Here is an 18,148-nt window from a genome sequence, read left to right on the forward strand (position 1 = left end):
GCCATGGCAGACCACCTCACCCACCTCGACCCGCCCTCCGCCCAGGTCGGCGCCGACGTCCCTCGCCCGGAGTACCCGCGCCCGCAGGTGGTGCGCGAGCGCTGGCTGAACCTCAACGGCACGTGGCAGTTCGAGCTGGACCGCGGCGACTCGGGACTGGAGCGCGGTCTGCGCGACCGCGAGCTCGCCGGCACCATCACCGTGCCGTTCGCCCCGGAGTCGGAGCTGTCCGGCGTCGAGAACACCGACTTCCTGGAGGCGGTCTGGTACCGCCGCGAGGTGACCGTCCCGGCCGAGTGGGCCGCCGTCGCCGGCGACGACACGCACGTGCTGCTGCACTTCGGCGCCGTCGACCACGACACCACCGTGTGGGTGGACGGCACCGAGGTGGTGCGTCACCGCGGCGGGTTCTCGCCCTTCACGGCCGACCTGCGCGGCGTGGCGGCGCCCGGCGACACCGTGACGGTCGTCGTGCGGGCCCGCGACCCGCGCGAGGCCCGGCAGGCCCGCGGCAAGCAGGCCACCTGGTACGCGAACACGCACTGCCAGTACACGCGCACCACCGGCATCTGGCAGACGGTGTGGCTGGAGCCCGTGCCCGGCGCCCACCTGCGCCGCCCGCGCGTCACGCCGCACGTGGCGAGCAGCGCGTTCGACGTCGTGCTGCCGCTCACCGCGAACCGCCCCGGCCACACCGTCACCGCGACGCTCACCGACGCCGACGGCGTCGTGGCGTCCGAGACCGCGCGCGCCGACGTCGACCTCGCGCCCGCGCTGCGCGTCGTCGTCCCCGAGGGTCGCGTGCGACTGTGGGGGCCGGGGGACCCGCACCTGTACGGCCTGCGCGTGGAGCTGCGCGACGGCGACGGCGCGCTCGTCGACGCCGTGGACTCCTACGCGGGCCTGCGGTCCGTCGCGATCGACGGCCAGGCCGTGCGGATCAACGGCCGCGCCGTCTTCCAGCGGCTGGTGCTCGACCAGGGCTACTGGCCCGAGTCGCTGATGACGGCGCCGTCGGACGCCGCGCTCGTGCGCGACATCGAGCTCGGTCTGCAGGCCGGCTTCAACGGCGCGCGCCTGCACCAGAAGGTCTTCGAGGAGCGGTTCCTGTTCCACGCGGACCGCCTCGGCTACCTCGTGTGGGGCGAGTTCGGCGACTGGGGCGTGAGCGGGCAGGGCACCGTCGGCCACAACCAGCAGCCCACCGCGTCGTTCACCACCCAGTGGCTCGAGGTGCTGGAGCGGGACCACTCGCACCCGTCGATCATCGGCTGGTGCCCGCTCAACGAGACGCACCAGGACCTGCACGACCGGATGACCGTGCTCGACGACGTCACCCGCGGCATGTTCCTCGCGACCAAGCTCGCCGACCCGTCGCGCCCGGTGATCGACGCCAGCGGCTACGCGCACCGCGTGCTCGAGACCGACGTGTGGGACTCGCACAGCTACGAGCAGGACCCGGCGGCGTTCGCCGTCCAGATGGCGGGGCTCGCCGACGGCGCCCCGTACGAGAACCGGCGCGACGACAACGCCGTCATGTCGCTGCCGTACCGCGGCCAGCCGTACTTCGTGTCCGAGTACGGCGGCATCTGGTGGAACCCGGAGGCGGCGGCCGCCGCGGCGGGGAACGACGCCGCCGAGTCGTGGGGCTACGGCCAGCGCGTCGCGGACGAGGAGGATTTCCACGCCCGGTTCCGCGGCCTGACCGAGGTGCTGCTCGGCGACCCGCTGATGTTCGGCTACTGCTACACCCAGCTCACCGACGTGTTCCAGGAGCAGAACGGCGTGTACCGCTTCGACCGCTCCGAGAAGCTCGACGTCGCCCGCGTCCGCGAGGTGCAGCAGCAGGTCGCCGCCGTCGAGGAGGCGGACCGCGCCGCGGTCTGACGCACGGGCGGACCTCCGGCGGCGGCCGGGCCTCCGTGTCCCAGGCCGCCGTCGGCGGCAGCCCGCGGTCCGCACGCTCGGCGTTGAGCAAGCTCCTCGACGAGCGCGCGCTTGCCGGCGGTGTACTCCCGGCCGTCGGTGAGCTCGGCCGCGAGGCGGGTCTTGAGCTCGCCGTACCGGCGCCGCGCCGTCGCGTCGTGGAGCAGCCTGTCGCGGAACAGTCGCTGCGGGCACGTCTCCCAGAGGTCGTCGGCGAAGACGCGCAGGGTGTGGGTGCGCGCGCCGTCGCGCTCCCGCACGGAGACGCCGTGGTTCCTCGGGCCGTGCGCGATCCGCCGGTAGGCGAGGGGTGCGACGTCGTCGCCCACGGCGCCCGGCTTCGACCCGTTCGGGCTGCGCGGGCGGCGAGGTCGAGGATCGGCTTCGGCCCCGACCCTAGCCCAGCGCCGACAGCCCGAAGGCGGTCGCGAAGCCGAGCACGGTGACGAGCCCGGTGACGGGACCGCCGAACTCGGTGGCCTCGGGGATCATCGTGTCGACCAGCATGGTCAGCAGGGCGCCGGCGGCGAAGGCCTGCACGACGGCGATGGTCACCGGGTCCGCGGTGCCCAGCACGGCGTACCCCACCCCGGCCGCGAGGGCGGACACGAGGGTGGTGCCGCCCCACAGCAGCGCCAGCCGCGCGATGGAGGTGCCCGCCTGCCGCAGCCCCACGGTCGCGGACATCGCCTCGGGCAGGTTGGAGATGAACACGGCGGCGAGCACCGCGACGCTCACCCCGCCGCCCCCGACCAGGGTCGAGCCCAGCACCACGGACTCGGGGATGCCGTCGAGCACGGTGCCCAACGCGATCGCGCCACCCGACCCCTTGGACTGCGCGCCCGTGGACCGCTTGCGGTCCTGGCCGCCGCGCCGGTCGATGAGCAGGTCGCCGACGAAGAACGTCAGCGCCCCGGCGGCCAGCCCCGCGAGCAGCACCCAGCCGCTCGCCGCGCGGGAGGCGTCCTCGACCAGGTCGTACGCGACCGCGCTGATGAGCACCCCCGCGCCGAACGCCATGACGAGGCCCGTGATCCGCCGGCTCGGCGTCCGCCACAGGACGAGGGCCGCACCGATCAGCAGCGACGAGCTGCCCAGCAGACCCCACCAGAACCCGGTCATGCGGACAGTGGACCAGGTGGCGCGGCCGGCCGCCCGTCGAGGGCCGCCCGGCCGGGCTCGCGGGTGCGTCATCACTGCGGTGCTGCGAGCATCGCGGGATGGACCTGCAGGAGCTCGTGCGACCGGAGCCCACGTCGATACCTCGCCGGATCGGGAGGGTCACGCTCGGCGTGGCGCTCGCCGGGGCCGGGATCACGCACCTCACGGTCGCCCGCGAGGAGTTCCGTGCCCAGGTCCCCGCCTGGTTCCCGGTCGACGAGGACGTCACCGTCCTCGCGTCCGGGGTCGTGGAGATCGTGCTGGGCGGGTCGCTCGTCGCGCTCTCCCGGTGGAAGGTCGCGGTCGGGCTGGTCGTCGCGGCGTTCTTCGTCGTGATCTTCCCCGGGAACGTCGGCCAGTGGCTCGAACGGAAGGACGGGTTCGGCCTCGACACCGACGCCAAGCGGTTCGTCCGACTGTTCTTCCAGCCGGCTCTCGTCGCGCTCGCGCTGTGGTCGACGGGGGCGTTCGCCGCCCTACGCTGCGCCGCCCGCCGCTGACCGGCGGCCCGTGACCACCGGGCACGTGGCGAGGTGGTCGTCCACGAGCCCGCAGGCCTGCATGGCCGCGTACGCCGTCGTCGGGCCGAAGAAGCGGAACCCCTCCTTCTTCAGCGCCTTGGCGAGGGCCACCGACTCGGGAGTGCTGGCCGGCACGGTGTCCCAGGCGCCCAGCCGGCGCTCGCGGGGCGGGGGAGCGAACGACCAGAACAGCTCGTCGAGCGTGCGGCCGGCGTCGTGCAGGGCGAGCACGGCGCGCGCGTTGCCGATCGTGGCCTCGATCTTCTGCCGGTTGCGGATGATCCGGGCGTCGCCGAGGAGCCGCTCGACGTCGTCCTCGCCGAGGGCGGCGACGCGCTCGGGCTGGAAGTCGAGGAACACCTCCCGGAACGCGGGGCGCTTGCGCAGCACGGTGATCCACGACAGGCCGGACTGGAACCCCTCCAGCGCGATGCGCTCCAGCAGCGCGGCCTCGCCGTGCACGGGCACGGCCCACTCCGTGTCGTGGTACGCCTCGTACAGCGGGTCGCCGTCGCCGAAGCAGCGGGCGGTGACTGGCGGGGCGTCGGGCTCCGGGCCGGTGGTCGTCGTCATGCCCCCAGCCTGCCCGGTGCTCCCGACACCCGACCGCAGTCGTCCACAGGCCCGCGCGGTCCGCTCAGCCCTTGACCGACCCCGACATCAGCCCGCCCATGAAGTACCGGCCCAGCAGCACGTACACGAGCAGCGTGGGCAGCGACGCGAACAGCGCGCCCGCCATGGAGACGCCGTAGTCCTGCAGCAGCGCGCCGTTCGCCAGGTTGTTCAGCGCGAGGGTGACCGGCCCGTTCTGGCTGGAGGAGAAGAACACGGCGAACAGGAAGTCGTTCCACGCCGAGGTGAACTGCCAGATGAGCACGACGACGAAGCTCGGCACGGAGATCGGCAGCACGATCCAGGCGTACGTGCGCAGCATCCCCGCGCCGTCGACGCGCGCCGCCTCGATGAGCTCCTGCGGCACCGTCATGTAGTAGTTGCGGAAGATCAGCGTCGTGATGGGGATGCCGTAGACGACGTGCAGCAGGATCAGCGAGGGGACGCCGCTCGGCACGCCCAGCCCGAGCACGAGCTGGTTCAGCGGGATCATCACCGCCTGGTACGGGATGAACATGCCGAACAGGATCAGCGTGAACACGAGGTCCGCCCCGGGGAAGCGCCACCGCGACAGCACGAACCCGTTGAGCGACCCGAGGAACGCCGAGATCAGCGCGGCCGGCACCACCATCTGCACGGTGCGCGCGATGGCGGGCGAGAGGGTGGACCACGCCGTCTCCCAGTTGGCGGTGGTCCACACCTGCGGCAGGTTCCACGCGCGGGTGGGGGCGGCGTCGCCGGGACCCTTGAAGCTGGTCACGAGCAGCACGTACACCGGCACCAGCACCACGAGCACGAAGAGGAGCAGCACCAGGTAGCGCAGCGTGCGGCCCACGGTGAACCGGCCGCGGGGCGCGGCGCGGCGGCCGAGGTCGATGGGGCGCCCGGCCTCCTCGACGACGGCGGTCATCGCTTGTCCTGCCGATGCGTGTGGACCAGGTACGGCACGATGACGATCGCCACGATGACCAGCAGGATCGTGCCGACGGCGGCCGCGTTCGCGTAGTCGAAGGCCGACTTGAACACGTACATGTCCACGGCGGGCACCTTGGTCTGGTAGTTCGCCGGCTTGGAGATCGACATGATGAGGTCGAACGCCTTGAGCGACATGTGGCCGATGATGATGAGCGCGGACAGCGCGATCGGCGACAGCTGCGGGAACAGCACGTGCCGGTAGAGCTTCCACTCGCTCGCGCCGTCCACCCGGGCGGCCTCGCGCAGCTCCACGGGGATGCCGCGGAAGCCGGCGAGGAACAGCGCCATCACGTAGCCGGAGAGCTGCCAGATCGCGGGGATCGCGATGGCGACGATGCCCACGGACACGTTGTTCCACCAGTTGTTCTGCAGCGCGTCCAGGCCGATCATCTGGAACAGCCGGTTGAGGCCGGACGCCTGCTCGTCCTGGTTGGAGTTGAGCAGCCACCGCCACACCACCCCGGAGGCGATGAACGAGACCGCCATCGGGAACAGGTAGATCGACCGGAAGAACCCCTCGCCCCGCAGCGGCTTGTCGAGCAGCCAGGCCCACAGGAAGCCGATGACCATCGTGCCCACGAGGAACACCACGGTGTACAGCACGAGGTTGGTCAGCGAGTGCTGGAACTCCTCGCTGCCCAGCAGGTCGAGGTAGTTGCGCAGCCCGACGCCCGTCGTCGGCGCCTGGCCCGTCGCCTGCGCGGCCGTGTGGTTGTCGGTGGCCGACTGCCGGGCGTTCGCCACGATGAGGCCGTAGACGAACACCCCGACCAGGATCAGCGAGGGCAGGAGCAGGAGCAGGGGAGCGCCGGCGCGGCGGACCGCCCGGCGCACCCCCGCCCGCCTGCGCGTGGCGGTGGCCATCGGCGCCTCAGCCGGCGTTCGCGGCGGCCAGCTCCGACTGGAACGCCGCCAGGTCGGACGCCCCCGAGGTGAACTTGCTCGTGGCGTCCGTGATGGCCGTGAGCGTCGCCACCGGGACCGCCGCCCCGTGCGCCAGCGAGGACACGATCGTGTCGCTCTTGAACGCCTCGGCCGCGGACTGCTGATACTCGCCGAAGGTCGACATGTCGACGTCCGTGCGGGCCGGGATGGAGCCCTTGGCCTTGTTGAACGCCTCCTGGCCCTCGGCCGACCCGACCGTCTCGAGCCACGCCTTGGCCCCGTCGGGGTGCGGGGCGCCCACGGGCAGCGTGAACGAGTCGGCGAGGAAGTCGAAGACGCCGTCCGTGCCCGGGACGGCGAAGGCCGAGTAGTCGGTGCCGAGCTCCTGCTCCTGCTCCTCGTACGACGCCTCCGCCCAGTCGCCCATGACGGTGAACGCGGCCTTGCCGTCGATGACGAGCTGCTGCGACTCCGGCCAGTCCAGGCCGTCGCGGTCGGTGTTCGTGTAGCCCATGAGGGTCTCGAAGTCCTCCAGGGCCGCCGTGACCTCCGGACCCTTCCAGTCGGTCGACCCGTCCCACAGCCCGGAGTAGCCCTCCGCACCCAGGTCGGCCAGCAGCACCGTCTCGAGCAGCTGCACCTGCGTCCACGCCTGAGCGACGGCGAGGGGCGTGACGCCCGCCTTCTTGAGCGTCGCGAGGTCGTCCATCCACGCCGAGAGGTCGGGGTACGTGGCGTCCGGGTCGAGACCGGCGTCGGTGAGCACCTGCCGGTTGGACCACACCACGTTGGCGCGGTGGATGTTCGACGGGATCGAGTAGATCTGGCCGTCGTCCGCCGTGAGCCGGTCCATGAGGTCGGGCGGGAAGACGTCGGTGAGCCCGAACTCGTCGTAGAGGTCGGAGACGGGCTCGATCTGCGCGGCGTCGATGTAGTCCTGCAGCTCCGCGCCCGCGTGGGCCTGGAACGTGTCCGGCGGGTCCTGCGCCTGCAGGCGGGTCTGCAGCAGGTCCTTCGCCTGCGACCCCGCGCCGCCGGCCACGGCCCCGTTGACGAACGTCACGTCCGGGTGCTGCTCGTCGAACACCTTGACCAGCGCGTCCAGACCGGCCTTCTCCGACCCGGCCGCCCACCAGGTGAAGACCTCCACCTCGTCCGCGCCGCCGCTGCCGCTGCTCTCCGGTTCACCGCCGTTGCCGCCGCACGCGGCCAGCGCCAACGCCGCCACGGCCGCGACCGCGGCGACAGCCGACGTCCTGGGAGCTCCTCGCATCTGCCTCACCCCTACGCCCTCGGGCCGGTGGGGGTCGGTGTGCGCGCAGCGCGCGTCACCGGCCTGGCGCATCCTTGCGCCCCGGTCTCGCTCTCATCGCACGACCGGCGCGGTCACGGTGTCAAGGCGCCAGGGGAACCTTCGCCCGAATCGTGACCGGATGTCACCCAGGGTTCGGTCCGCGCCGGTCGTCGACGGGCTCGGCGTCGCGATCGGCTCCCCCCGTCGCACTCCCCGTCACCCAGCGGGGTGACGCTAGGCTCCCGGTCCGTGACCTCAGCGCTGACGATCCACACCGCGGGCGATTCGACGTCTCGCACGGCCGTAGTGCTCCACGGCCTGTCCGACGCGGGCGACAACTTCCCCGACCTGGTGGACCGCTGGCGGTCGGAGTGGCGCATCGTCGCACCGAGCATGCGCGGCCACGGCACCTCGCCGCGGTTTCGCGACGACGAGTTGGGCCGCACGGCCGACCTGATGCTCGCCGACGTGCTCGCCGTCCTCGACGATCAGCCGGAGCCGGTGGTGCTCCTCGGCCACTCGATGGGCGGGGCGCTCGCGCTGCGCGCGGCGGTCGCCCGCCCCACGGCGGTTCGAGCCCTGGTGCTCGAGGACCCACCGCGCGCCGACGGCGGCCCCAGCCCGGCCGAGCACGCTGCCGGGTTCCTCGCGTTCGTCGAGGACATGAGCGCGCGCGTCGCACGCGGCGAGCTCGAGGCGCTCGTCACCGAGAGCGGGTGGAACCGGCCAGAGGTCGAGGCGTGGGCGCTGTCCAAGCCACAGGTGCAGCGGGACTACCTGCGTGCAGGGTTGCACCTCGGCCGCGAGAGCTGGGCCGACCTCGTGCCCCGGTTGACGGTGCCGACCCTGCTGGTCCTGCCCGACCGGGACAGTGTCGGCCCGTCCCCCGCCGAGCCCGGACCGGAGAACCCCCTGCTGAGGACCGTCGTCGTCGCCGACGCCGGCCACTGCGTGCGTCGCGACCAGCCCGAGGCCTACTTCGAGGCGGTCGAGGGCTTCCTGGCCTCCGTGCTCGTCTGACCCCCCGCGGGCTCCGGCGCTCATCCCCGTGAGAGCACCAGGGCGGCGCTGTGCCCGCCGAAGCCGAAAGCGTCGACGAGGGCGTGGCGCGCCGTCGTCGTCCGGGGGGCGGTGACGACGTCGAGGTCGGCCTCCGGGTCGGGGTCGTCGAGGTTGATGGTCGGGGGCACGACGCCGTCGCGCAGGGCCAGCAGCCCGACCAGCGCGCCCAGGGCGCCGGACGCGCCGAGCAGGTGTCCCGTGGACGCTTTCGTGGCGGTCACGGCGGGCGGGCTGCCGAGCGCGGCGCGCAGGGCCGCGGCCTCGTTGACGTCGCCCATCGGCGTGGACGTCGCGTGCGCGTGCACCAGCCCGACGTCGCCCGGTGCCAGGCCGGCGTCGTGCAGCGCGAGCGTGATGGTGCGGGCCTGGTTGGCCGGGTCGCCGCCGACGATGTCGAACGCGTCGGAGGTGAGGGACGTCCCGTCGACGGCGCCCAGGACCGTCGCGCCGCGTGCGCGGGCGTGCTCCTCGTCCTCGAGCACCACGAGCACGGCGCCCTCGCCCATGACGAAGCCGTCGCGGTGGACGTCGAACGGGCGCGAGGCGCGCAGCGGCTCGTCGTTGCGGGTCGACAGCGCGCGGACCCGGCCGAACCCGGTGAGCGACAGCGGCACGATGCTGGCTTCCGCCCCGCCGCACACCACGACGTCCGCGGCCCCCGAGCGGATCAGGTCGCGGCCCTGGACGATCGCCTCCACCCCCGCGGCGCACGCGCTCACGGGCGCGCGGGCGCCGGCCTTGGCTCCCAGCTCGAGGGACAGGTACGCCGCCGGACCGTTCGCCATCGCCATCGTGATGGTGTGCGGGGACACGCTGCGGTACCCGGCCGAGCCGAGGGTGTCCTGCATGGCGACGGTCGTCGCGATGCCGCCGTGCGCCGTGCCGACGGCCACGCCGAGCCGGGTGGGGTCCACGTCCGGCGACCCCGCCGACGACCAGGCCTCCCGGCCCGCGACGAGGGTCAGCTGCTCGACCCGGTCGCGCGCGCGGCGCTCGGGCACGCTCAGGCCGTCGGCGAAGGCGTCGTCCGCCCGCGCGGCGATGCGCACCGGCAGGGTGCCGGCCCAGTCGTCCGTGATCGCGCCGGCCCCGTTCGCGCCGGCTCGGAGGGCCGCCCACGTCTCCCTGACCGTGCCGCCGACGGGCGTGACCGCCCCCGCACCCGTGACCACCGCTCGTCGCACCCGCGTGCTCCTCGTCAGTCCGGTTGCCCCCTGCACCCGCACCGTGCGAGACCTTGTTGCGGGCCACTCTGCCCTGCCCTCCCGCGCGTCGCCCATGCAGGTCAGGCCTCGGCGCGGTTCCATGAGGTGGTGCCAACGACGGTCCACCCAGGATCCAGGAGGTCGCGATGAGCCAGACGATCGACGAGGCCGGCAGCGGGGCGGGCGGCACCGCCCCCGAACCGGGCCTCAAGCGGGTGATGGGGCGCAAGCTCCTGCTGCTCTTCATCGTCGGGGACATCCTCGGCACCGGCGTCTACGCCCTCACCGGGCAGGTCGCCGGCGAGGTCGGCGGCGCCGCCTGGGCGCCGTTCCTCATCGCGTTCGTGGTGGCGACGCTGACCGCGTTCTCCTACCTGGAGCTGGTCACCAAGTATCCGCAGGCCGCGGGCGCCGCGCTGTACACGCACAAGGCGTTCGGCATCCACTTCGTCACGTTCATCATCGCGTTCATGGTGATGTGCTCCGGCATCACGTCGGCGTCGACGGCCTCGAACGCGTTCGCGGGCTTCCTCAACGACGGCTTCGGCCTGGGCCTCGAGCCGGGTGGGGCGGGGCTGCTGCTGATCGCGCTGGGGTTCATGACCCTGGTGGCGCTGGTGAACTTCCGCGGCGTCGGCGAGAGCGTCAAGGCGAACGTCGTGCTCACGATCGTCGAACTGTCCGGCCTGCTCATGGTGATCTTCGTCGGCATGTGGGGCATGACCCAGGGCCGGGCGGACTTCTCCCGCGTGGTGGTCTTCGAGAGCGCCGACGACAAGAGCGTCTTCCTGGCCGTGACGGCGGCGACGACGCTCGCCTTCTTCGCGATGGTGGGCTTCGAGGACTCCGTGAACATGGCCGAGGAGTGCCGCGACCCCGTGAAGGACTTCCCGCGCACCATGCTCACGGGCCTGTCGATCACGGGGCTCATCTACGTGCTGGTCGCGATCACGGCCGTCGCGCTGGTCCCGGTGGGCGACCTGGCCGACGACTCGAAGGGGTCCGCCCTCACCCAGGTGGTCGCGGCCGGGGCGCCAGGCCTGCCGTTCGACACGATCTTCCCGTTCATCGGCATGTTCGCCGTCGCGAACTCCGCGCTCATCAACATGCTCATGGCGTCGCGGCTGCTGTACGGCCTGGCCCACCAGGGCGTGCTGCCGCGCAGCTTCGGCAAGGTGCACCGCACCCGCAAGACGCCGTGGGTGTCGATCATCGTCACCACGCTCATCTCGTTCGGGCTCATCATCTACGTGGTCCGGGCCAGCGCCACCGAGGCCGGCTCGGACGCGATCAGCCTGCTGGGCGGGACGACGTCGCTGCTGCTGCTCACCGTGTTCGCGGTGGTGAACGTGGCGCTGCTCGTGCTGCGACGCAAGCCCGTGCAGCACGAGCACTTCCGCACCAAGACGTGGATCGCGGTGCTCGGCGCCGTGACCTGCGCCTTCCTCGCGGGTCCGTGGGCGCGCAGCGAGGAGCAGCAGGAGCAGTACGTCATCGCCGGCGGCCTGCTCGCCGTCGGGCTGGTGCTGTCGTTCATCACCTGGCTGTACAACCGCACGGTGAAGCACCAGCAGATCCACTTCGAGGACGTCGAAGACCTCGACGCCGACAAGCCGCAGGCGGGCTACCCCAAGCGCTGACGGCGGCGCCAGGCTGTCGAGCGTCTCTGTCGGTCAGGATCCGTCACGAATTCCTGACCGACAGAGACGCTCGCGCGGCCGCCGACGCCCGCTCGAAGGCGGACAGCATGGGCTCGTTGAAGAGCACGAAGCGGACCTCGTCGATGGCCGCCGGGTTGGCGTCGTCCCACGACCGCACGGCCTCCAGGGCTTCGCGCGCGACGTCGTCCGGTGACCAGCCGTACACGCCGGCACCGACGGCGGGGAACGCGACGGTCCGGGCGCGGAGGTCGGCCGCGACGTCCAGCGACCGGGAGAAGCACGAGGCGAGCAGTGCGGGGTCCGTCTGCCCGGCGTGCCGGTTCGGCCCCACCGTGTGGACCACCCACGCGGCGGGCAGGTCGAAGCCGGGCGTCGCGACGGCGTCGCCCACCGGCAGGCCGTCGGGCAGGGTGCTGCGGCGCAGCTCGCGGCACGCCTCCAGCAGACGCGGGCCCGCGGCGGCGTGGATGGCGCCGTCGACCCCGCCGCCGCCCAGCAGCGACGAGTTCGCGGCGTTGACGATGGCGTCCGAGGCGACGGTCGTGAGGTCGCCGCGTTCGAGGACGAGCTCCACGGTTCCTCCTGGGGGTCGCGAGCGGGTCGAGGGCAGGGGCGCCTGGACGTCAGGCCGTCCGCAGGGCCTTGTCCTCGTCGGGCATGAGGATCCACAGCACGATGTAGGCGAGCACCTGCGGGCCGGGGATGAGGATCGACGCGACGGAGAGCACGCGGACGAGGCCGCGGCTCCAGCCGAGGTAGTCGGCGAGGCCGGCGCAGACGCCGCCGAGCACGCGGCCGTGCTTCGGGCGGAACAGCTTGCGCTTCGGCGCGGGGGAGGGCTGGACGTACGGGGTCGAGGTCGGTGTGGTCATGCTTCGACGGTACGAGCGGCGCGTCGCGCTCGGTATCGGGTGGTCCCCCGGTTCGACCCTGAGTAGCCCGACCCTGAGGGACCCCGACCGGATCAGTCGGAGACGGCGGCCGCCACGCGCCGCTGGGAGGCCCGCGCGAACGCGGGCCAGCGGTCCCAGTAGTACGGCAGGGCGATGATGCCCTGCACCAGCGTCCAGCCGCGCCCTCGCTCCCAGGCGCCGTCGTCGAGGTCGCCGCCGGGACCCGCCCCGGCCGCCTCGCGGAACGCGTCGCGGTCGCGGCCGGCGAACAGCCACCAGGCGGGCGGCAGGTCCGCCGCCGGGTCGCCGACGCCGAGCGCGCCCCAGTCGATGACGGCGGTGAGGCGGCCGCCGGCGACCACCAGGTTGCCCGGCATGAGGTCGCCGTGCAGCCAGGTGCCGGGAACGGGGTCGGCGGCGGCCTCCAGGGCGCGGTCCCACGCCTTGAGGACGGCGGGCCCGTCGACGCGGTCGCCGGACTCCGCGGTGGCGCGGCGGACGGCCTCGTCGAGCCGGGCGAGCGGCACGCCCCGACCGGTGCCGTCCTTCACGGGGCCGTCGGTCGCGTCGACGGCGCGCAGCGCGGTGACGAACGCGCCCAGGTCGGCGGCGGCACGCGCCGGGTCGAGGTTCGGCCCCGTCGCGGGGTCGAGCGGGTCGGCCGCGGCGGCGCCCGGCACCCACGGCACCACCGACCAGTGGAACGGGTACGCGTCGTCGGGCTCGCCGACGGCGAGGGGCGCCGGCACCGTCAGTGGGACGTGCGGGGCGATCCGCGGCAGCCACCGCGCGTCGGCGAGCGCGTGCTCGCCGGACCACCCGACCTTCGGCATCCGGGCCACCAGGTCCGCACCGAGCCGGAACAGCAGGTGGTCGGTGCCGGACTCCCGCACCGGCGTCACGGGCAGCGCGGCCCACCGCGGGTGCTGCGCCGCGATCAGGCGGCGGACGTCGTCGGCGGTGACGGGGACCTCGTCGTCGTGCAGCGGCATGGGCCGACCGTAGGCGCGCGCGACCGGGTGCGGCCAGGTGATACTCGGGCAGTGACACGCGGAAAGGCTCGGCGGACGACGGCGGTGCTCACGGCCGTCCTCGCGCTCGCGGCGCCGGGGGCGTGCGCCCCGGGGCCGGCGTCGTCGTCGTCCTCGGCCGCGGCGTCCGAGACGCCGTCGGAGGTCTCGCTGCCGCCCACGAGCGGCACCTTCGACTATCAGCTCGGCGGCGCATACGACGAGGTGGCGGGCGCGACGGCGATCGACGTCGTCGTCCGCGACGCGACGGCCGACCCGCTGCCCGGGGCGTACTCCGTCTGCTACGTCAACGGCTTCCAGACCCAGCCCGACCAGGCGGACCTGTGGGCCGACCGCGAGGAGCTGCTGCTGCACGACGCGGACGGCGACCTCGTCGTCGACCCGGATTGGCCGGACGAGCACGTGCTGGACCCGTCGACCGCCGACCAGCGCGCGGGGATCCTCGGGGTGCTCGGCCCGGTGGTGACGGGGTGCGCGGAGGACGGCTTCGACGCCGTCGAGCTCGACAACCTCGACACGTGGACGCGGTTCGACCAGATCGACGAGGCGGGCGCGTACGCGCTGGCCCGGGCGTACGTCGACCTGGCGCACGGAGCGGGGCTCGCCGTCGCGCAGAAGAACGCCGCCGAGATCACGCGGGTCGCGCACGACGAGCTCGGCTTCGACCTCGCCGTCACCGAGGAGTGCGCCGCGTGGGACGAGTGCGCTGCGTACACCGACGTCTACGGCGACCGTGTGCTGCAGGTGGAGTACCCCGACGCCCTCGACGACGCGGGCCTGACCTTCGACGACGTCTGCGCGCGGGACGACCGCGCGCCGCTGACGATCCTGCGTGACCGGGACCTCGTCGCTGCCGTGGAGGACGGGTACGCCTACGACGCCTGCTGACGCCGTCGTGCCGGTTCAGCCCTGCGTGAGGTGCGCGACGAGCTTGCGGGTGACGCGGTCGAGGTCGGAGCGGTCGCGGCTGGTGAGGGGGGCGACGGCGTCGGCCTGGCCGGCGGCGTGCTTCGTGACCGCCTCGTCCACCAGGCGCAGGCCCTCGGGGGTGAGCTCGACGTCGAGGCTGCGCCGGTCGTGGGCGCTCGGCACGCGGACGATCCAGCCGCGCTTCTCCAGCCGGTCGAGCCGGCCCGTCATCGTGCCCGTGGTCATGAGCAGCGCCCGGGCGAGGCTGGTGGGGGAGAGGCGGTACGGCTCGCCCGACCGGCGCAGGGCGAACATGACGTCGCCGTCGCCGCGGTTCACGCCGTAGCCCGCCGCGACGCTCTCGGTCCGGGCGTCCACGAGCGCGGCCGCGCGGGTCAGCCGCGCGAGCAGCGCCATCGTGTCGCGGTCGATGTCGGGTCGCTGGTCGGCCCACTGCTGGACCAGGGCGTCGATGCGGTCGTTGTCGTCCACCCCGGCACTTTAGCTTGCGCGCGAGTTACTTGCGGTCTACCTTCGCCTCAAGTCACTCGTACACAAGTAACTTGAGGAGGAGTAATGGCGACGACGCTGACGCTCAACGGGTCCGAGTCCCTGGTGGTGCGCGAGAGCACGACCGACCGCTTCGAGGTGGAGGCCACCTACGAGCCGCGGGGCGAGCGCCCGCCGAAGCACGTGCACCCGCACCACGACGAGGAGTTCACGGTGCTCTCGGGCACCGTCCGGGTGGGGTTCGCCGACGACGAGCGCGACTACGCGGCGGGTGAGGCGTTCGTCGTCCCGCGCGGCACCGCCCACCACATGTGGAACCCAGGGGACGAGCCGGCCGTCCTGCGGTGGCTCAGCACGCCCGCCGGCCGCGTCGAGGAGTTCTTCACCGCCATGGACCGGCTGCAGCGCGAGGGGCGTGCCGGGCTCGTCCCGCTGGCCGGCGTCCTGCACCGCTATCGCGACGTCATGCGGCCGACGTCGCCCGTCACCCGTGCCGCCGTCGCCGTCCTCGGCCCCCTCGCGCGTCGCGACCGCTGACGCCCCCGCGCCCCGACCGCGCCGCCCGCCCCTGACCGACCCCGCAGACCCAGGAGATCCCCATGTTCCGCAAGCACCTCGCCACCACGCTCACCGTGCTGCTCGCCGTCGGCATCGGCTACGTGGGTATCAGCTACCTGTTCTTCCCCGCGGCGACCGCGCCGCAGTTCGGCATGGCGGTGTGGCCCGAGGGCGACGCGGCCACCTTCCTCGTCACGAAGGGTGCCCGCGACCTCGCGTCCGGGCTGGTCCCCCTCGCGCTGCTGCTCACGGGCCAGCGCCGCGCGCTCGGCTGGGTGCTGACGATCTGGACCCTCGTGCCCCTCAGCGACACCGCGCTCATCCTGTCCACCGGCGGATCGACAGTCACGGCGCTGGCCGTGCACGGCGTGACCGCGCTCGCGCTGGTGGTCACCGGCGTCCTGCTGCTGACCGAGAAGCCGGCACCGGCGACCCGGACCATCGCGCCGACCACAGCTCCCCAGGGCGCTTCCAGCAGCCGTTGACCTGGCGCTATGCTCCCGCTCGGCGAGCGTGCGTCCTCGCCCTCGGACGGCGCCGTCCGGGTGTTCTGCCAGGAGCGGGGAGCACGATGCAGCAGCGAGGCGGGGCGCGCGAGCGTCTGACGCGGACGGCCCGGAGGCTACGACCGCTGTGGGTCGGCGTGAGCGCCCTGGCGGTCGTGACGGCAGGGCTCGGACCGGCCGCGGCGGCTACCGGCGAGCCGGCTGCCCCGTCGGGGTTGTGGGTGAACTCGGAGGAGTGCGGACCCGAGCCTCTGTCCACCACGATCGCGAGCGCCGACACCGGCTCTCTGCCGCTGGAGGCGACCTTCGGCGACCCTGCGCCGACCACGGCTCGCTTCGAGGTGCTGCGCGCCGACGGCACGGTCGCGCTCGACCAGGACTTCGACCTGGAGCAGGACGGCCGTGTCTCCCGCGTCGTGCGGCTGGCCCGGGCCGGGCTCGTCGAGGGCTCGACGTACACGTTCCGGGTCCGCGCGCGGGGCGCGGACGGTGCCGACGGTGCGGCGCTGCAGTGCGACTTCGCGTTCGACCAGGGGCCGGCGAAGCCGACGACGGTGCCGGTCCTGGGCGAACCCGCGGTGTACCCGTCCGACCAGGCGGGCGGAGGCGTCGGGGCCCGCGGGGCGTTCGTCGTCCTGCCCGGCGACGACGAGACGGTCGCCTACGACTACGGCTTCACGCAGGAGTACGACGGGTTCCCCGAGAGGACGACGAGGATCGCCGCGGCCGAGGCGGGACCGACGGTGATCCCGTTCGTGCCGGCGGTGGAGGGCGACCAGTACCTCAAGGTGGCGCCGGTCGACGCCGCCGGGTTGCAAGGGGGACGGACCTCCCGGACGATCCGGGTCGCCGCCGGTGCCCCGGTGCGTCCGGCTCCCGCCGTGACCGTCGTCGAGCCCAAGGACAGCGTCCCGGGTGACGGTCGCCTCCCGCTCGAACTCACGGTCTCCTCGGCCGTGGCGTGGGACCTCTCCCGGCTCGACGGTGAGTTCGTCCTGCGGTACCGCGGCGTCGAGCTCGCCCGGGTGCCGGCTGCCGCGGCGACCGAGCGAGTGATGGTCGACGAGGCGGCCCTCGGGACGGGGTTCCGCGACCTGCAGGTGGAGTACCGGCAGTTCGCCGGGGCCACGCCCGTCGTGTCGACGGCGCGCGTGTGCGGGGGGTCGTGCTCGTTCGGGGGCGGCAAGGTCTCGGTCGGCTCGGACACCGGCAAGGTCAGCGTGACCACCGACCTGACGGCCCGGGTGTCCGCGTTCTCGCCCGCTCCGGCGTCGTACACCTACCAGTGGCTGCGCGACGGGAAAGCGATCAAGGGCGCGACGACGAAGGACTACCTGGGCGTCCCGACGGATCAGGGCCACCGGCTGTCGGTGAAGGTGACCGCGCACGGCCCGCGGATGGAGCCACGCTCCGTGACGTCGTCGCCCGTCCTGGTGGGCGACCGCGACGAGATGCACGCGGTCTACGGCGTGCGGTCCATCGGGAATCGATGGGTGAAGTACCTCGACTTCCGGGAGTTCCGTGACGGGGCGACCGCCGGCGTCGTCGGGGGAGGGCGCTCGGTCGAGCTGCTCGCCGCCAGCTTCTACTCCCGCGCGTACGACATCGCCCTGAGCCCGTCCGACGACGTGCCGCTGTGGTTCGACATGACGGGCTACGTGCAGGGCCGGGGCTGGACGGACCTGAAGCGCCGGGACTCCATGGACTACGTCGGCAGCATCGGCGAGAAGCGCCGGCTCGAGGCGATCCGCATCGACACGGCGGGGCCGGTGTCGCCGTACTACGACGTCTTCTACCGCGTCTACGTACCCGGGCGCGGCTGGCTGGGCTGGGCGACGAACGGCGGCACGTCGGGCACGATCGGCTACGGCAGCCGCATCGAGGGGGTGCAGATCAAGGTGCTGCCCCACGGGAAGACGCCCACGGCGTCAGGCACCGGCAACGCGCCCTCCTACTCGCGGTCGACGCAGAAGCAGGTGCACGTCGAGGCGTTCATGGATCCCGGCAAGGTGTGGCGCGTGCCCATGGGCGGGGGATCGACGGCGGGGCGCGCCGACAGCGTCAGCGCGCCCCAGCGGCTGAACGCCCTGCGGGTGGACCTCGACGGCCGGTACTCCGGCAGCGTGCAGGTCTCCGCCAAGGTCAAGGGCGACGGATGGCGGGCGTACGTCGGCGACGACCGGACGGCCGGGTCGACCGGCTACGGATTGCCGACCTCGGCCTACCGCATGCGCCTCACGGGAAGCATGGCGGACCACTACCGCCTCTATTACCGCACGTACGTCCAGGGCGTCGGCTGGCTGGGCTGGGCGCACGACGGCGCGGCGTCCGGCACGTCGTCGTACACCCCGCGGCCGACGGCGGTGCAGGTGCTCCTGGTGCCGAAGGGCGAGGCCGCGCCGCGCAGCGGCTACGGGAGGGCGGCCTACCGCAGCTGAC

18 protein-coding genes and 1 pseudogene are annotated in these 18,148 nt (G+C 73.2%); 8 read left to right on the forward strand and 11 right to left on the reverse strand.

What is annotated here, in order from left to right; translation table 11 throughout:
• The first annotated feature begins 3 nt into the window (after positions 1–3).
• Positions 4–1,887: a glycoside hydrolase family 2 protein gene (locus ACH443_RS09545; RefSeq protein ID WP_430590155.1), complete on the forward strand. Its 1,884-nt coding sequence runs from the start codon at positions 4–6 to the stop codon at positions 1,885–1,887.
• Between the two features lie 95 nt (positions 1,888–1,982).
• Here ACH443_RS09545 and ACH443_RS09550 read toward each other — a convergent pair.
• Both ACH443_RS09550 and ACH443_RS09555 read right to left on the reverse strand, forming a co-directional pair.
• Positions 1,983–2,255, reverse strand: a pseudogene (locus tag ACH443_RS09550) (GrpB family protein); the annotation flags it as partial.
• Between the two features lie 67 nt (positions 2,256–2,322).
• Complete coding sequence (locus ACH443_RS09555; protein ID WP_429765210.1) at positions 2,323–3,048, reverse strand: ZIP family metal transporter; 726 nt, start codon at positions 3,046–3,048, stop codon at positions 2,323–2,325.
• A gap of 98 nt (positions 3,049–3,146) precedes the next feature.
• Between ACH443_RS09555 and ACH443_RS09560 the strand changes: the two genes are divergently transcribed.
• On the forward strand, positions 3,147–3,587 hold the full coding sequence (locus tag ACH443_RS09560; RefSeq protein ID WP_430590156.1) for a hypothetical protein: 441 nt from the start codon (positions 3,147–3,149) through the stop codon (positions 3,585–3,587).
• Here the strand turns inward: ACH443_RS09560 and ACH443_RS09565 are convergent.
• The 4 genes from ACH443_RS09565 to ACH443_RS09580 all read right to left on the reverse strand — a co-directional run bounded on the left by ACH443_RS09565 (position 3,564) and on the right by ACH443_RS09580 (position 7,353).
• Positions 3,564–4,181 (reverse strand): DNA-3-methyladenine glycosylase I, encoded by a 618-nt coding sequence (locus ACH443_RS09565; RefSeq protein WP_429765213.1) that lies wholly within the window; start codon positions 4,179–4,181, stop codon positions 3,564–3,566. The genes ACH443_RS09560 and ACH443_RS09565 overlap by 24 nt on opposite strands.
• 64 nt (positions 4,182–4,245) lie before the next feature.
• Positions 4,246–5,130: a carbohydrate ABC transporter permease gene (locus tag ACH443_RS09570; RefSeq protein ID WP_429734924.1), complete on the reverse strand. Its 885-nt coding sequence runs from the start codon at positions 5,128–5,130 to the stop codon at positions 4,246–4,248.
• A complete protein-coding gene (locus ACH443_RS09575) occupies positions 5,127–6,059 on the reverse strand; it encodes a carbohydrate ABC transporter permease (RefSeq protein WP_429765214.1) in 933 nt (310 codons plus the stop codon). Before ACH443_RS09575 ends, ACH443_RS09570 begins: the two co-directional genes overlap by 4 nt.
• 7 nt (positions 6,060–6,066) lie before the next feature.
• Entirely contained in the window at positions 6,067–7,353 is a 1,287-nt protein-coding gene (locus ACH443_RS09580) for an ABC transporter substrate-binding protein (RefSeq protein ID WP_430557569.1), read from the reverse strand.
• Positions 7,354–7,623: 270 nt separating this feature from the next.
• On the opposite strand from ACH443_RS09580, the gene ACH443_RS09585 reads away from it, so the two are divergent.
• Positions 7,624–8,394, forward strand: coding sequence for an alpha/beta fold hydrolase (locus tag ACH443_RS09585; protein WP_430557570.1), 771 nt, complete (start codon positions 7,624–7,626; stop codon positions 8,392–8,394).
• Between the two features lie 20 nt (positions 8,395–8,414).
• On the opposite strand, the gene ACH443_RS09590 is transcribed toward ACH443_RS09585, so the two are convergent.
• The gene (locus ACH443_RS09590) at positions 8,415–9,620 is read right to left on the reverse strand and encodes a beta-ketoacyl-[acyl-carrier-protein] synthase family protein (RefSeq protein ID WP_430590157.1); all 1,206 of its coding nucleotides are present in this window, start codon (positions 9,618–9,620) and stop codon (positions 8,415–8,417) included.
• A gap of 167 nt (positions 9,621–9,787) precedes the next feature.
• On the opposite strand from ACH443_RS09590, the gene ACH443_RS09595 reads away from it, so the two are divergent.
• Positions 9,788–11,281: an APC family permease gene (locus ACH443_RS09595; protein WP_430557571.1), complete on the forward strand. Its 1,494-nt coding sequence runs from the start codon at positions 9,788–9,790 to the stop codon at positions 11,279–11,281.
• 43 nt (positions 11,282–11,324) lie between these two features.
• Here the strand turns inward: ACH443_RS09595 and ACH443_RS09600 are convergent, their stop codons facing one another.
• From ACH443_RS09600 to ACH443_RS09610, 3 genes are all read right to left on the reverse strand, one after another.
• Positions 11,325–11,876, reverse strand: a complete 552-nt coding sequence (locus ACH443_RS09600; RefSeq protein ID WP_430590158.1) for an O-acetyl-ADP-ribose deacetylase — start codon at positions 11,874–11,876, stop codon at positions 11,325–11,327.
• A gap of 49 nt (positions 11,877–11,925) precedes the next feature.
• Positions 11,926–12,174 (reverse strand): PspC domain-containing protein, encoded by a 249-nt coding sequence (locus ACH443_RS09605; RefSeq protein ID WP_430547669.1) that lies wholly within the window; start codon positions 12,172–12,174, stop codon positions 11,926–11,928.
• Between the two features lie 92 nt (positions 12,175–12,266).
• Positions 12,267–13,187 (reverse strand): aminoglycoside phosphotransferase family protein, encoded by a 921-nt coding sequence (locus ACH443_RS09610; RefSeq protein ID WP_430590159.1) that lies wholly within the window; start codon positions 13,185–13,187, stop codon positions 12,267–12,269.
• Positions 13,188–13,238: 51 nt separating this feature from the next.
• Between ACH443_RS09610 and ACH443_RS09615 the strand changes: the two genes are divergently transcribed.
• Complete coding sequence (locus ACH443_RS09615; RefSeq protein ID WP_430590160.1) at positions 13,239–14,114, forward strand: endo alpha-1,4 polygalactosaminidase; 876 nt, start codon at positions 13,239–13,241, stop codon at positions 14,112–14,114.
• Positions 14,115–14,129: 15 nt separating this feature from the next.
• Here ACH443_RS09615 and ACH443_RS09620 read toward each other — a convergent pair whose 3' ends face one another.
• Positions 14,130–14,627, reverse strand: coding sequence for a MarR family winged helix-turn-helix transcriptional regulator (locus tag ACH443_RS09620; RefSeq protein WP_430557575.1), 498 nt, complete (start codon positions 14,625–14,627; stop codon positions 14,130–14,132).
• 84 nt (positions 14,628–14,711) lie between these two features.
• On the opposite strand from ACH443_RS09620, the gene ACH443_RS09625 reads away from it, so the two are divergent.
• From ACH443_RS09625 to ACH443_RS09635, 3 genes are all read left to right on the forward strand, one after another.
• Complete coding sequence (locus tag ACH443_RS09625; protein ID WP_430590161.1) at positions 14,712–15,182, forward strand: cupin domain-containing protein; 471 nt, start codon at positions 14,712–14,714, stop codon at positions 15,180–15,182.
• A gap of 62 nt (positions 15,183–15,244) precedes the next feature.
• Entirely contained in the window at positions 15,245–15,688 is a 444-nt protein-coding gene (locus tag ACH443_RS09630) for a DUF4267 domain-containing protein (protein ID WP_430590162.1), read from the forward strand.
• Between the two features lie 158 nt (positions 15,689–15,846).
• Positions 15,847–18,147, forward strand: a complete 2,301-nt coding sequence (locus tag ACH443_RS09635) for a hypothetical protein (RefSeq protein WP_430590163.1) — start codon at positions 15,847–15,849, stop codon at positions 18,145–18,147.
• Position 18,148 lies beyond the last annotated feature (1 nt).

The sequence above is a fragment of the Isoptericola sp. NPDC019571 genome, from assembly GCF_044389385.1.
Classification (GTDB): Bacteria; Actinomycetota; Actinomycetes; order Actinomycetales; family Cellulomonadaceae; genus Isoptericola; species Isoptericola nanjingensis.

Coding starts and splice junctions, on each gene's coding strand:
- ACH443_RS09610 (WP_430590159.1), bottom strand. CDS start 13,187: ATGCCGCTGCACGACGACGAGGTCCCCGTCACCGCCGACGACGTCCGC.
- ACH443_RS09630 (WP_430590162.1), top strand. CDS start 15,245: ATGTTCCGCAAGCACCTCGCCACCACGCTCACCGTGCTGCTCGCCGTC.
- ACH443_RS09605 (WP_430547669.1), bottom strand. CDS start 12,174: ATGACCACACCGACCTCGACCCCGTACGTCCAGCCCTCCCCCGCGCCG.
- ACH443_RS09575 (WP_429765214.1), bottom strand. CDS start 6,059: ATGGCCACCGCCACGCGCAGGCGGGCGGGGGTGCGCCGGGCGGTCCGC.
- ACH443_RS09580 (WP_430557569.1), bottom strand. CDS start 7,353: ATGCGAGGAGCTCCCAGGACGTCGGCTGTCGCCGCGGTCGCGGCCGTG.
- ACH443_RS09595 (WP_430557571.1), top strand. CDS start 9,788: ATGAGCCAGACGATCGACGAGGCCGGCAGCGGGGCGGGCGGCACCGCC.
- ACH443_RS09545 (WP_430590155.1), top strand. CDS start 4: ATGGCAGACCACCTCACCCACCTCGACCCGCCCTCCGCCCAGGTCGGC.
- ACH443_RS09570 (WP_429734924.1), bottom strand. CDS start 5,130: ATGACCGCCGTCGTCGAGGAGGCCGGGCGCCCCATCGACCTCGGCCGC.
- ACH443_RS09560 (WP_430590156.1), top strand. CDS start 3,147: ATGGACCTGCAGGAGCTCGTGCGACCGGAGCCCACGTCGATACCTCGC.
- ACH443_RS09555 (WP_429765210.1), bottom strand. CDS start 3,048: ATGACCGGGTTCTGGTGGGGTCTGCTGGGCAGCTCGTCGCTGCTGATC.
- ACH443_RS09565 (WP_429765213.1), bottom strand. CDS start 4,181: ATGACGACGACCACCGGCCCGGAGCCCGACGCCCCGCCAGTCACCGCC.
- ACH443_RS09625 (WP_430590161.1), top strand. CDS start 14,712: ATGGCGACGACGCTGACGCTCAACGGGTCCGAGTCCCTGGTGGTGCGC.